Genomic DNA, 12,962 nt, shown 5'->3' with positions numbered 1-12,962 from the left:
CGCAGCGGTCGGGATCATGGCCCGACGCTACCGCGTCCCGAGCCGGCCGGGAGGCCCTCACCCGGTCTGCGACGACCCTCGCGGAACCGCGGCGCCGCACACCTCGTCGACGGACCCCTCGCCCGCCGGTGGGCTCAGGCGGTCGGCTCGGCGGGGACGTCCTCGGCGTCGATGATCCGGTAGGCGTAGCCCTGCTCGGCCAGGAACCGCTGCCGGTGCTGGGCGAACTCGGCGTCCACGGTGTCGCGGGAGACCACCGCGTAGAACCGCGCGGACTTGCCCTCCTGCGGGCGCAGCAGCCGGCCCAGCCGCTGGGCCTCCTCCTGGCGCGAGCCGAAGGCGCCCGACACCTGGATCGCCACCTGCGCCGAGGGCAGGTCGACGGAGAAGTTGGCCACCTTGCTGACCACCAGCAGGTCGATCTCGCCCTCCCGGAAGGCCTGGTACAGCTTCTCGCGCTGCCGGGTGGTGGTGTCGCCCTTGATGACCGGCGCCCCGAGCCGCTCGGCCAGCTCGTCCAGCTGGTCGACGTACTGCCCGATCACCAGCCGCGGGACGCCCTCGTGGCGGCGGGCCAGGTCCTCGACCACGCTCATCTTGGACTCCGCCGAGGCGGCCAGCCGGTAGCGGACGTCCGGCTCGGCCATCGCGTAGGCCATCCGCTCCTCCTCGGTGAGCGTGACCCGCACCTCGACGCAGTCGGCCGGCGCGATCCAGCCCTGGGCCTCGATGTCCTTCCACGGGGCGTCGAACCGCTTCGGCCCGATCAGGGAGAACACGTCGCCCTCGTGACCGTCCTCGCGCACCAGGGTGGCGGTCAGCCCGAGCCGGCGCCGCGCCTGCAGATCGGCGGTCATCCGGAACACCGGGGCCGGCAGCAGGTGCACCTCGTCGTAGATCACCAGACCCCAGTCGCGGGCCTCGAACAGCTCCAGGTGCGGGTGCACGCCGTTCCGCTTGGTGGTGATCACCTGGTAGGTGGCGATGGTGACCGGACGGATCTCCTTGCGCGAGCCGGAGTACTCACCGATCTCGTCCGCGCTCAGCGTGGTGCGCCGGATCAGCTCGTCGCGCCACTGCCGGGCCGAGACGGTGTTGGTGACGAGGATCAGCGTGGTCGCCGACGCCTTGGCCATCGAGGCCGCGCCGACGATCGTCTTGCCCGCGCCGCAGGGCAGCACCACCACGCCCGAGCCGCCGGCCCAGAACCCGTCGGCCGCCTGGGCCTGGTAGGGCCGCAGCTGCCAGCCGTCGGTGGCCAGACCGATCGGGTGCTTCTCGCCGTCGACGTAGCCGGCCAGGTCCTCCGCGGGCCAGCCCAGGGTGAGCAGCACCTGCTTGAGGTGGCCGCGCTCCGACGGGTGCACCGCGACGGTCTCGGCGTCGATCTTCGGCCCGAGCAGCCCCTTGACCTTGGCGCTGCGGCAGACCTCGGTGAGCACCGCCGGGTCGGAGGAGACCAGCACCAGCTCGTGGGTGGGGTGCTTCTCGATCCGCAGCCGGCCGTAGCGGTCCATGGTGTCGGCGACGTCGACCAGCAGTGCGCTGGGCACCGGGTAGCGGCTGTACTTCAGCAGCACGTCCACCACCTGCTCGGCGTCGTGGCCGGCGGCGCGGGCGTTCCACAACCCCAGCGGCGTCAGCCGGTAGGTGTGGATGTGCTCGGGGGCCCGTTCGAGCTCGGCGAAGGGGGCGATGGCGATCCGGCACTCGTCGGCCTGCTCGTGGTCGACCTCGAGCAGCAGGGTGCGGTCGGACTGGACGACGAGGGGGCCGTTCACGCGCGGCTCCCGGGGCGGGTGGGCTCAGCAGGCATGACGTCCATTCTGCTCCGCGGAGTCAACGCCGGGCCGGGCCGTCTGGTCGGGCCGCCACCACCCGGGCCAGCGGGACGCTGACCACCTGCCCGGACGCCCGCAGCCGGACCGCGCCGGAGGTCACCGTCAGCGGGGTCGCCCGGCTGGTCGTGCTCTCCCCGGCCGCGGTCACCCAGTCCACCACCACCTCGGTGCCCGTCGCGGCCGCTCGGCGCAGCACGTCGACCGCGGAGTCGACCGCCTCCGCCCGGGCCCGGCGGTCCCGCTCGCGGTCGAGCAGCAGGTCCGCGGCCAGCCGGGCGTCCACCGGCTCGGCCTCACCGCCGCCGCGCTCGACCTCCCTCGCCCGCGGCGGAGGAGGGGCGGTGAGGGTGGCGCCGCTGGCGTCGGTTGCCACCGGGGCCAGGCCGACGCCCTGCAGCGCCCGCACCACCTCGTCGGGCTCCACCGAGGCGGCCAGCACCCCCGGCGCGAGCTGCTGCAGACCCAGCGCGCGGGCCTCGGGACGCTGCAGCAGGCTGGCGGCCTGCGCCGGGTCGTCGCAGCGCACCACCGCCAGCGTGGGCGTCACGCGGATGCTGCCGTGGCGGCGGGCGACGTCGCCGAGCAGGTACCGCAGCGGCTGCGGCACCCCGGTGGAGGAGTGCTCGGCCAACCAGGCCTCCACCTCGGTCGAGCTCCAGCCGGCGTCGAAGGCGCGCCGGAGGCTGCGCTCGGTGAAGCGGTACACGCCGCCGCCGCCGCGCGACTCCTGCTCGGCCAGCAGCCGCAGGTCATGGGCCACCTCGGCCCGCAGCGGCCCGGGCGCCACCGCGGTGAGGTCGGCCTGCACCACCAGGTGCCCGATCGGTTCGGGGAACAGCGCGGCGACCGCCTCGTCGAGCTCGGCGCCCAGTGCGGTCCGGGCCAGCGGGGAGACCGCACCCAGGGCGGTCAGCCCGGCCTGCTCGGCCTCGGTGAGCAGCTCACCGACCAGCTCGGCCAGCGGCAGCCGTTCGGCCCACACCGGGTGGTGCCAGCCGACGGCGGCGGTGAGCTCGTCGGGCTCCACCCGCTGCCCGACCGGCTGCCGGGCGAGCACCTCCAGCACCCCGGCGCGGATCTCGGCGGCGCCGCGGACCGGCAGGTCGGTGGCCAGCGCGTGCGCACCCTCGCGGGCCCCGGCCATCGGCCAGCGCGGGGTGGCGGCCCAGGCCCGGACCAGCTGCAGCCACCGTTGTGCGCCGTCGGCGGCGGTCCAGCGGTCGTAACCGGGGGTGGGCAGCAGCCGCGGCCCGTCGGTGGCGACCAGCCCGGCCGCGCCGGCCCACTCCAGCAGCATCGCCGCCTGCGCCGGCTGCAGCGCGACCCGGCGCCCGCGGGCGGCGACCTCGCGGGCCGGGACGCCGCCGTCGCGCAGCACCGCGCAGGGCCGGGTGGACAGGTCGTCGACCAGCTGCTCCACGTCGTGCACCAGCGCCCAGGCCGCGCCGACCGCGGCGGGGGTGACCACCCCCGCCGGACGGGTGCCGGAGGTCAGCGTCGGCGGCTCGGCGGTCGGGGTGGTGCGGGTGAGCCGGTGCCCGCGCAGCTCCCACGACACCTCCCGCGGCAGCAGCACCGTGTCGGTGTCGGCCGGCCGCAGCAGCCCGAGGGCCAGCAACCGCTCGACCGGGTTGCGGGCGGTCTCCAGGGTGACGCTGCGGTCGGCCTGGCGCAGCGCGCCGGTCGGCTGCTCCCACAGCAGCCGGTCGAGGATCACCTCCTCCGCCAGCCCGACCTGCTCCAGCGCGGCGCGGACGTCGGCGGGTGACAGCGGCCGCGGTGAGACCGGCGCCAACCCGGCCGGGAACGGGCCGAGCACCTCTCGCACGGTCCGCACCACGTGCAGCTCGGCGTCCTCGCCCCAGACCAGGGCCGCCAGCCGCAGCCGCTGCAGCGTCTCCGGCAGGGCGTCGCGCGGCACGTCGCCGAGCAGGCCGGCCAGGTCGTCCACGCCGACGCCGTCCGGGGCGGCCGCCAGCCCCAGCACGACGTGACGCTGCCAGGCGTCCAGCCGGTCGACGGCGCGGCTGGTGGAGGCCACGGTGACCGCCCTGGCCGCCAGCTCAGCGAGGTCGGCCGGCAGCGGACGGGCGAGGTCCTCGCGCAGGGCGAGGAGGGCGGACAGCTGCTCGGTGCTGAAGCCGGCCAGCGCCTCCGAGAGCGAGCGTGGCGCCACCTCAGCCCCAGGCCGAGGGGTTGCGGGTCGCGTACGGTCCGCGTTCCTCGGGCTCGCCGGCCTGCACGCTGAGGTAGCTCAGCACCGGGTGCACCACGAGCATCGCCAGGCAGAACAGGGTCGCCATCGGCTGCACCGCGGTGACCAGCCCGCTGAAGGACAGGGTGTCGAGGAAGCCGACCAGCCCGACCAGGGCCAGCACGCCGAACCCGATCGCGTAGCCGACCCGCGCCTGGCTCCGCCGGCGCGGCACCCAGTTCGTCAGCACCGCGGCACCGACCACGCAGAACAGCGAGAGCGGGAAGATCAGGACGCCCAGCCCCAGCACGATGAGGACGGGCCACGTCACGCCCTGCACCACACGGGTCCCCGTGCTGCGGAAGTCGCCGTGCGCCTCCGGCGGCTCCCAGGAGGTGGGGGCGAACCACTGGTCGGTCCCTGGTGCGGGGTGCGCGGGACCGGCCGGCGGGGGCAGCTGCGGCTGGCCCGGCCGCATCCCCTGCCCGACGGCGAAGGGCTGCTGGGGGTCGTGACCGCCGACGACCGGGGCCGGGGCCGCCGGCGCCGGCGTCCCGGGAGGCGGGGCCCACTGCTGGCTCCAGGAGCTGGAGTGCGCCGCGCTCCAGGCTCGCGGGCCGGAGGACGGCTGCTCGGTCATCACCGACTGCACGACGTCGAAGGCACGGTGCGGGTCGCGCTGCTCGCCACGGTCCGGCACCAGCGTCTCCAGCCCGGCCACCTGGGCGCGCATCTCGTAGCGCAGCGGTGGCGCCAGCGGCTCGGACGCCGAGGGTCGCGGCGCCGGCGGGGCGGCGCCCAGCGACGGCGCGTCGGCGGGAGGCTGGAACTGGTCCGGCCGCTGGTGCGGCGCGTACTCCGGTCCGTCCTCCCAGGTCGCCATGGCGGCCATGCTATCCCCGCCGTCATCGGCTCCGGCCCGCCCGAGCGCCGCCGGGCGGACGGGGCCGGAGGCACGCGTAGAGTCGTCGGGCAGCCCGAACCACCCCGAGCGAGGAGCGGCGATGACAGCGACGTCCACCCCTGGGACCTCCGATGGCCGCGAGACGCCCGAGGCGGAGCTGGAGGTGCACCACCCCAAGACGGCCGCGGCCGGCGTCACCGGGGTGGCGGTGGCGATGAAGCGCTCGGTGGAGCGGATGGGGCCGGTCCGCTCGGCCCGCGCCCTGCTCAAGCTCAACCAGACCGACGGCTTCGACTGCATGAGCTGCGCCTGGCCCGATCCCGACCCCGAGCACCGCCACACCGCGGAGTTCTGCGAGAACGGCGCCAAGGCCGTCGCCGAGGAAGGCACGAAGCGGCGGGCCGACCCGCACTTCTTCGCCACCCACAGCATCGCCGAGCTGGACGCCCACGACGAGTGGTGGCTGGGCCAGCAGGGCCGGATCACCCAGCCCATGGTCAAGCGTCCCGGCGGCACCCACTACGAGCCGCTGGACTGGTCCGAGGCCTTCCGGGTGGTCGCCGACCACCTGCAGGCGCTCGACTCGCCGGACGAGGCCGTCTTCTACACCTCCGGACGGGCGTCCAACGAGGCCGCCTTCGCCTACCAGCTGTTCGCCCGGGCCTTCGGCACCAACAACCTGCCCGACTGCTCGAACATGTGCCACGAGTCGACCAGCGTGGCGCTGGCGGAGTCGATCGGCATCGGCAAGGGCAGCGTCACGCTGAACGACATCTACCACGCCGAGCTGATCATCATCGCCGGGCAGAACCCGGGCACCAACCACCCGCGGATGCTGCAGGCCCTGGAGGTCGCCAAGCGGCGCGGCGCGAAGATCATCGCGATCAACCCGCTGCGCGAGGCCGGACTGGTCAACTTCCGCAACCCGCAGAAGGCCCGTGGCGTGGTCGGCGCCGGCACCGACATCGCCGACCTGCACCTGCCGGTGCGCAACAACGGCGACCTGGCGCTGTTCCAGGGCATCGGCGCGCTGCTGGTCGAGTGGGACGCGGTCGACCACGACTTCGTGCAGGCCCACACCACCGGGTTCGAGGCCTGGCGCGACCACGTCGCGGCCGTCGACTGGGCGCAGGTGGAACGCGACAGCGGGCTCACCCGGGCCCAGATCACCGAGGCCGCGGAGCTGCTGCGCGGCTCGCGGGCCACCATCTGGTGCTGGGCGATGGGGTTGACCCAGCACCGCAACGCGGTGGCGACCATCAAGGAGCTGACCAACCTGGCACTGGTCCGCGGCGACATCGGCAGGAAGGGTGCCGGGCTGTGCCCGGTCCGCGGCCACTCCAACGTGCAGGGCGACCGCACCATGGGCATCTGGGAGAAGTCGCCCGACAGCTTCCTCGACGCCCTGGGCGCGGAGTTCGGCTTCGACCCGCCGCGCGAGCACGGGCTGGACACCGTCGAGTCGATCAAGGCCCTGCGGGACGGCCGCGCGCACGTCTTCGTCGGGCTGGGCGGCAACTTCGTGCACGCCGCCCCCGACACCGACGTCGTGGTGGAGGCGATGCGACGGGCGCGGCTGACCGTGCACGTCTCCACCAAGCTCAACCGCTCCCACCTGGTGTGCGGGGAGACGGCGCTGATCCTGCCCACGAAGGGACGCACCGAGAAGGACGTCCACGACGGCGTCGAGCAGTTCGTCACCGTCGAGGACTCCATGTCGCAGGTGCACTCCTCCCGCGGACCGCTCGAACCGGCCGGCCCGCACCTGCGCTCGGAGGTGCAGATCGTCACCGGACTGGCCCGGGCCACGCTGGGGGACCGGTACGGCATCGACTGGGCGGCGATGGGGGCGGACTACTCGGTGGTCCGCGACCACATCAGCCGGGTGGTGCCCGGCTGCGAGGACTACGAGGAGCGGGCCGACCGTCCCGGCGGGTTCACCCTGCCGCACCCGCCGCGCGACAGCCGCACCTTCCGCACGTCCTCCGGGCGGGCCGAGATCGTGGTCTCACCGATGGAGGTGGTGCAGGTGCCGGAGGGCCACCTGCTGCTGCAGACGCTGCGCAGCCACGACCAGTTCAACACCACCATCTACGGCTACAGCGACCGCTACCGCGGTGTGGAGGGCGGCCGGCGGGTGGTGTTCGTGCACCCCGAGGACCTGGCGGTGCGGGGGTTCGCCGACGGCGACGTGGTCGACCTGCGCTCGACCTGGGACGACGACGTGGAACGGGTGGCCAAGGGGTTCCGCTGCGTCGCCTACGACACCCCGCGCGGGTCGGTGGCGGCCTACTACCCCGAGACGAACCCGCTGGTGCCGCTGGACTCCACCGCCGAGGGCAGCAACTGCCCGACCTCGAAGTCGGTGGTCGTCACCCTGCACCGGCCCGGCACCGGCGGGGAGGGCGTCCGGCCCGAGGAGGCCGACCGGGCGGGCGACGCGGGCACCAGCCGCAGCACCGGCAGCCGACCGGACCCGAGGCCGGCGCACCAGTCCTGACGCGTACCGCGGGCGACGGCCGGCGCGGGCGTCCGGATCTGCCAGACTGACGCCCCGTGGAGGTCATCATCTGCCCTGACGCCGACGAGGTGGGCCGGGTCGCCGCGGCCAAGGTGGCGCGGGTCTGCGCCGACGAGGAGCGCCCCGTCCTCGGCCTGGCCACCGGCTCGTCCCCGCTCGCGATCTACGCCCACCTGGCCGCCAAGGTGGAGGCGGGTGAGCTCGACCTGTCGGCCGTCGACGCCTTCGCCCTCGACGAGTACGTCGGGCTGGACCGCAACCACCCGGAGAGCTATGCCAGCGTGATCGCCCGCACGGTGACCGAGCCGCTGCGGATGGATCCGGCCCGGGTCCACGTCCCCGATGGCGCGGCCGAGGACATCGAGGCCGCGGCCGAGGCCTACGAGCGGGCCATCAGCGAGGCCGGTGGGGTCAGCGTGCAGATCCTCGGCATCGGCACCAACGGCCACATCGGGTTCAACGAGCCGACCTCGTCGTTCAGCTCACGCACCCGGATCAAGACGCTGGCCGAGCGCACCCGGCTCGACAACCAGCGCTTCTTCTCCTCCCTGGAGGAGGTGCCGACCCACTGCCTCACCCAGGGCCTGGGCACGATCATGGACGCCCGGCACGTCCTGCTGGTGGCGCAGGGCGCGGCCAAGGCGGATGCCGTCGCGGCCACCGTGGAGGGCCCGGTGTCGGCGGTCTGCCCGGCCAGCATCCTCCAGCACCACCGGCGGGCCACCGTCGTGCTGGACGAGGCGGCCGCCAGCGGGCTGCGGCTGCGCGGCTACTACCAGCACGTGTACGCGCACAAGCCCGGGTGGCAGCGTTTCGCCTGACCCGGGCCCGTGCGCGTGAGGGAGTGGCTCAGACCGTCTGCTGCGGCCCGAGCGCGAACTCCACGTTGCCCTGCTCGTCGACCTGGGCGTCCAGCACCATGTCGCTGAGCAGCTCCGAGGCGCTCTGGTCGACGAAGACCCGCGCCCCGTCCGCCTCCACCACGGTGTCGCCCGGCTCGGGATCCGGGGTCACGGTGATCCCCAGGCTGCCCGCTGCCTCGTCGGTGGCCGCGATCCGCAGGCCGGCGTCGTCGGCCTCGTGCTGACCGGAGATGGTCCGGACCACGGTGCTGGCCCGTTCGCTCAGGGTGAGCATGCTGCTGTCCTTCCGTCGGGGACGTCCGAACAACCCACCCTGCGTGGCTCTCCGGACGAACCCAAGCGGCCGTCTCACCCAGCAAGACCGGCCCGGTGACCCGCGTCGGGGTCAGGGGACCCGGACGATGCTCAGCCGCGGGGCCCAGCGCTCACGCTGCAGCGCCAGCCGCAGGTGCGCCTGACGGGCCATCAGCGCGGCCAGCACCGCCGTGACGAGCAGGAGCACCACACCGCAGAGCACCAGCGCCGCGCGCGGGCCGAGCCAGTCGCTGAAACGTCCGACCAGGGGTCCGGCGATCGACTGCCCACCGAGCAGCACCATCATGTAGACGCTCATCACCCGGCCCCGGACCTCCGGTGCGGTGCTCAGCTGGATGAGGGAGTTCGCGCCGATGAGGAACGACATGGTGGCCACACCGGACAGGACGAGCAGCGCGGTGAAGGCCCACTGGCCCGGGACCACCGCCATCGTCGCGTAGAGGACGCCGAGCGCCCCCAGGCCACCGGTGAGCGAGCGCAGGCGGCTGGTGGTGGTGCGGCTGCCGGCCCACAGCCCGCCGACCAGCGCACCGACGGCGTTGACGGTGGTGAGCAGGCTGTAGCCGCTGACCCCGGTGTGGAACTCGCTGTCGGCCATCGTGGCGAGCAGCACCGGCAGGTTGAACGCCATCAGCCCGGCCAGCGCGACCAGCAGGATCGCCCAGAACACCTCCGAGGTGGACATGATGTAGCGCAGCCCCTGGCGCAGCGCACCGGGGGCGCGCGGGACGACCGGGCGGGTGAACTGCGGGCGCACGGTGAAGACGATGGCCGCCACCGCCGTGCAGGCCAGGCCGTTGATCATGAACGCCCAGCCGTTGCCGACCACGGCGACCAGGACACCCGAGACCGCCGGGCCGAGCACCCCGCTGAACTGGAAGACGGTGCTGTTCAGCCCGACCGCGTTGCGCACCTGCGAGGAGGGCACCAGCTCGCTGACGAAGGCCTGCCGGGCCGGGCCGTCCACCACGACGACCAGGCCGAGGGCCAGGGCGATGGCGTAGACGTGCCACACCTGCACCACACCGGCCAGCGACAGCCCGCCCAGCAGCAGGGCGAGCGCGGCCGCGATGCTCTGGGTGAGGACCAGCAGCCGGCGGATCGGGAAGCGGTCGACGAGGACGCCGCCCCACAGACCCAGCAGCAGCATCGGCAGGAACTGCATCGCGACCACCAGGCCGACCGCGGCGGCCGAGCCGGTCAGCTCGAGGACCAGCCAGTCCTGGGCGATGCGCTGCATCCAGACACCGGTGCTGCCGATGAACTGGGCAGGGATGAAGCGTCGGTAGGCGGGCGAGGACAGGGCGGAGAAGGTGGCCGGGAGACGGCGCACGGTGATCACCTGGATCGGGTCGGAACGGGTGCGAGGAGAGCTGGCGACGCTGCCATGGGACCGGTCTCGCGGAGGCCGGGACGTCCCCGGGGGGACGACCACACGTTAACCGCGCGGTTGACATTTCTGCGAACTATGCTCGCTATAAGTCGCATAAGGGGTCATGATGATCCAGTGACCCGCTACTTCGACCCGACGCTGCTGCGCACCTTCCTGGCGGTCGCCAACGGGCTCAGCTTCACCCGGGCCGCGGCGGAGCTGGGCATCTCCCAGCCCGCGGTGTCCCAGCAGATCCGGCGGCTGGAGGACGCGGCCGGGCGCCAGCTGGTCAGCCGCGACACCCGCACCATCACGCTGACCGACAACGGGGAGGCGATGGCCGGATTCGCCCGGACCATCCTCGCCGCCCACGACGAGGCCGCCAGCTACTTCACCGGCTCGGCGATGTCCGGCCGGCTCCGCTTCGGTGCGGCCGACGAGCTGGCGCTGAGCGAGCTGCCCAGCATCCTGCGCCACTTCCGCCAGGTGTACCCCCGGATCAACCTCGAGCTCACCGTCACCCAGAGCGGCACCCTGCTGCGCAGCCTGGAGCGCAACGCCCTCGACCTCATCTTCATCAACCAGGAGGCCGACACCGACCTCGGTCGGATGGTGCGTCGCGACCGCCTGGTGTGGGTGGGGCTGGACCGGCTCGAGCTCGACCCCACCCAGCCGCTCCCGCTGGTGACCTACCACGCGCCCAGCTTCGGCCGCAGCGCCGCGATCAGCGCCCTCACCGCTGCCGGCCGGGCCTGGCGGATCACCTGCAACACCCGTCAGATCAACGGCATCCTGGCCGCGGTCCGGGCCGGGCTCGGGGTGTGCGTCCTGGCCCAGAGCCGGGTGCCCCCGGACCTGCGCAACCTCACCGGACGGGTCGACCTGCCCGAGCTGCCGGACGTCGAGATGGCGCTGGTGGCCAACCCGCGCTCGGCCTCGGAGCCGGTGGAGGCGCTGACCAAGGCCATCCTCAACCTGCCGCTGGCCCCGATCGGGCGCTGACTCAGCGCTCGGGCCCGGCCAGGCCGTCCAGCACCAGGGACGTGCCGATGCCGAGCATCCAGACGTCCTTGGCGATGCCGATGCCCTCCGGCGTCGGCGCGACGCTGCCGGGCTGGCGCAGCCCCGGGGTGCGCAGGTACAGCCCGACCAGGCCGCTGGAGAGGCCGGTGAGCAGCGCGCCGGCCACCGCGCGCGGGACGAACGGCACCAGCAGCGCGAGCCCGGTGGTGATCTCGACCAGCGCCAGCAGCTTGAGGAAGAGCGTCGGCTCGATCTTCTTGAGGAAGGGGTAGGCGCCGGCGGCCATGCCGTGGGTGCCTTGCGCGGTCTCGGCGTCGCCGTTCCACTTCTGCCAGCCGGAGTGCACGATGAAGGCGCCGGTGGCGAGGCGCTCGGGGTAGCGGGTCAGCTTCGGGCTCAGGGTCATCGTTCCTCCTGCGGGGGTTGTCGAGGTGGTTTCAGTGTTGCACCGCTCGATAGGCTGGGCCGACCCGGCCGGACGGTCGGGCCCTTGGCATGACTTGAGTGAGGTTGCGGTGCCGACTGGCAAGGTGCGTTTCTACGACGCGGAGAAGGGCTTCGGGTTCTTGTCCTCCGACGACGGTGGGGACGTCTACGTGCGCGCGTCAGCGCTGCCCGCGGGGGTGACCAGCCTGAAGCCCGGTCAGAAGGTCGAGTTCGGGGTGGTGGCCGGCCGCAAGGGCGACCAGGCGCTGTCGCTGCGCGTGGTCGAGGCGCCGCCGTCGCTGTCGAAGGCCCAGCGCAAGTCGCCCGAGCAGATGGCGGTCATCGTCGAGGACCTCATCAAGATGCTGGACGGCCTCGGCAACGGCTACCGCCGCGGTCGGCATCCCGACGGGCGGGTGGGCACCAAGGTGGCCACCGTGCTGCGGGCCGTCGCCGACGAGCTGGAGCTCTGAGCGTGCCGACGGCGACCCGTACCCGCGCCGGCCGCGCGCCCAAGCTCGACAGCATCCTCGCCGAGGCGGTCGACCTCGCCCGCGAGGCGGCCGAGGAGGAGGGCCCCGGCCAGGTCGGGGAGCACCTCGGCGTCCAGGCCGAGGACGACCGCGTGGTCAGCCACCTCTTCGGGTGCACCCACCCCGGCTACCGGGGCTGGCGCTGGTCGGTGACGCTGTCGCGCGCCTCCCGGGCCAGGCGGGCCACCCTCAACGAGGTCGTGCTGCTGCCCGGCGAGGACGCCCTGCTGGCCCCCAGCTGGACGCCGTGGGCCGACCGGATCGAGGGCGGTGACGTCACCCCCGGCGTGGTCATGCCGACCCCGGACGACGACCCACGCCTGGAGCCCGGCTACACCGGGGGCGAGCACGCCGCCGACACCGACCCGGCCGAGGCGAGCATCACCCGCTCCGTGGTCGCCGAGCTCGGGCTCGGCCGCGAGCGGGTGCTCACCCCCTACGGCCGGGACGAGGCCACCGAGCGGTGGCTGGACGGCGAGCCCGGCCCCGACAACGAGTCGACCCGGCAGGCTCCGGGCAACTGCGTGACCTGCGGCTACTTCGTGCGCCTGCAGGGCAGCCTCGGACGGCAGTTCGGCGTCTGCACCAACGTGTGGTCCCCGCGCGACGCCGGTGTGGTGAGCGTCGACCACGGCTGCGGTGCCCACTCCGACGTCGTCGCCGAGCAGCGGGTGGCCGAGCTGCCCCCGCCGGTGTGGGAGACCGTGGAGGTCACCGAAGGCTCCCTGTTCACCTAGACCGCGCTCGGGGTCGCGGTTGGTTTTTGGTCCGGTCGCGGCCCCGGCGGCGGGACGTCCCGCCCGGCCGAGCCTCCTCCTCGTTCCTCGGAGGAGTTCGGCACAACGCCCGCCACACCCCGACGCCCCGCCGCCGGGGCCGCGACCTCCTGCCCCGTCGCGATCTGCCTCCCACGAGGCCGGACCTCGTCACGGGGAGGCGTCCCGCGCACCCGACCGCTCACGCACCCACA

The 12,962-nt window shown here is 73.8% G+C and carries 11 protein-coding genes; 5 read left to right on the top strand and 6 right to left on the bottom strand.

Annotation, left to right across the window (positions count from 1 at the left end; genetic code table 11):
• Positions 1 to 134: 134 nt before the first annotated feature.
• From DT076_RS17830 to DT076_RS17820, 3 genes are read right to left on the bottom strand one after another with little or no spacing between them, the layout of a single operon-like run.
• Positions 135 to 1,781: a DNA repair helicase XPB gene (locus DT076_RS17830; RefSeq protein WP_114128062.1), complete on the bottom strand. Its 1,647-nt coding sequence runs from the start codon at positions 1,779 to 1,781 to the stop codon at positions 135 to 137.
• A gap of 58 nt (positions 1,782 to 1,839) precedes the next feature.
• Positions 1,840 to 4,017: a helicase-associated domain-containing protein gene (locus DT076_RS17825; RefSeq protein ID WP_114128061.1), complete on the bottom strand. Its 2,178-nt coding sequence runs from the start codon at positions 4,015 to 4,017 to the stop codon at positions 1,840 to 1,842.
• A 1-nt stretch (position 4,018) separates the two neighbouring features.
• On the bottom strand, positions 4,019 to 4,918 hold the full coding sequence (locus tag DT076_RS17820) for an MFS transporter (RefSeq protein WP_147264189.1): 900 nt from the start codon (positions 4,916 to 4,918) through the stop codon (positions 4,019 to 4,021).
• A gap of 121 nt (positions 4,919 to 5,039) precedes the next feature.
• Between DT076_RS17820 and DT076_RS17815 the strand changes: the two genes are divergently transcribed.
• A complete protein-coding gene (locus tag DT076_RS17815; RefSeq protein ID WP_114128059.1) occupies positions 5,040 to 7,439 on the top strand; it encodes an FdhF/YdeP family oxidoreductase in 2,400 nt (799 codons plus the stop codon).
• Positions 7,440 to 7,495: 56 nt separating this feature from the next.
• Complete coding sequence (gene nagB, locus DT076_RS17810) at positions 7,496 to 8,281, top strand: glucosamine-6-phosphate deaminase (RefSeq protein WP_114128058.1); 786 nt, start codon at positions 7,496 to 7,498, stop codon at positions 8,279 to 8,281.
• A 28-nt stretch (positions 8,282 to 8,309) separates the two neighbouring features.
• Here the strand turns inward: nagB and DT076_RS17805 are convergent, their stop codons facing one another.
• Together DT076_RS17805 and DT076_RS17800 are read right to left on the bottom strand one after the other, a co-directional pair.
• The gene (locus DT076_RS17805) at positions 8,310 to 8,597 is read right to left on the bottom strand and encodes a HesB/IscA family protein (RefSeq protein ID WP_114128057.1); all 288 of its coding nucleotides are present in this window, start codon (positions 8,595 to 8,597) and stop codon (positions 8,310 to 8,312) included.
• Between the two features lie 111 nt (positions 8,598 to 8,708).
• Positions 8,709 to 9,971 carry an MFS transporter gene (locus DT076_RS17800; protein ID WP_158548191.1) on the bottom strand — a complete coding sequence of 421 codons (1,263 nt, stop codon included), beginning with the start codon at positions 9,969 to 9,971 and terminating at the stop codon, positions 8,709 to 8,711.
• 174 nt (positions 9,972 to 10,145) lie between these two features.
• Between DT076_RS17800 and DT076_RS17795 the strand changes: the two genes are divergently transcribed.
• Complete coding sequence (locus DT076_RS17795; RefSeq protein WP_233494050.1) at positions 10,146 to 11,012, top strand: LysR substrate-binding domain-containing protein; 867 nt, start codon at positions 10,146 to 10,148, stop codon at positions 11,010 to 11,012.
• Between the two features lies 1 nt (position 11,013).
• Here DT076_RS17795 and DT076_RS17790 read toward each other — a convergent pair whose 3' ends face one another.
• Positions 11,014 to 11,439, bottom strand: a complete 426-nt coding sequence (locus DT076_RS17790; RefSeq protein WP_114128054.1) for a DoxX family protein — start codon at positions 11,437 to 11,439, stop codon at positions 11,014 to 11,016.
• 109 nt (positions 11,440 to 11,548) lie between these two features.
• Between DT076_RS17790 and DT076_RS17785 the strand changes: the two genes are divergently transcribed.
• Both DT076_RS17785 and DT076_RS17780 read left to right on the top strand, forming a co-directional pair.
• Complete coding sequence (locus tag DT076_RS17785; protein ID WP_114128053.1) at positions 11,549 to 11,932, top strand: cold-shock protein; 384 nt, start codon at positions 11,549 to 11,551, stop codon at positions 11,930 to 11,932.
• Positions 11,929 to 12,729, top strand: coding sequence for a DUF3027 domain-containing protein (locus DT076_RS17780; RefSeq protein WP_114128052.1), 801 nt, complete (start codon positions 11,929 to 11,931; stop codon positions 12,727 to 12,729). Before DT076_RS17785 ends, DT076_RS17780 begins: the two co-directional genes overlap by 4 nt.
• Positions 12,730 to 12,962 lie beyond the last annotated feature (233 nt).

The sequence above is a fragment of the Desertihabitans brevis genome (assembly GCF_003327535.1).
GTDB lineage: Bacteria > Actinomycetota > Actinomycetes > Propionibacteriales > Propionibacteriaceae > Desertihabitans > Desertihabitans brevis.
The sequence above is the reverse complement of the archived record's forward strand: the minus strand, read 5'-3'. Positions and strand labels throughout refer to the sequence as shown.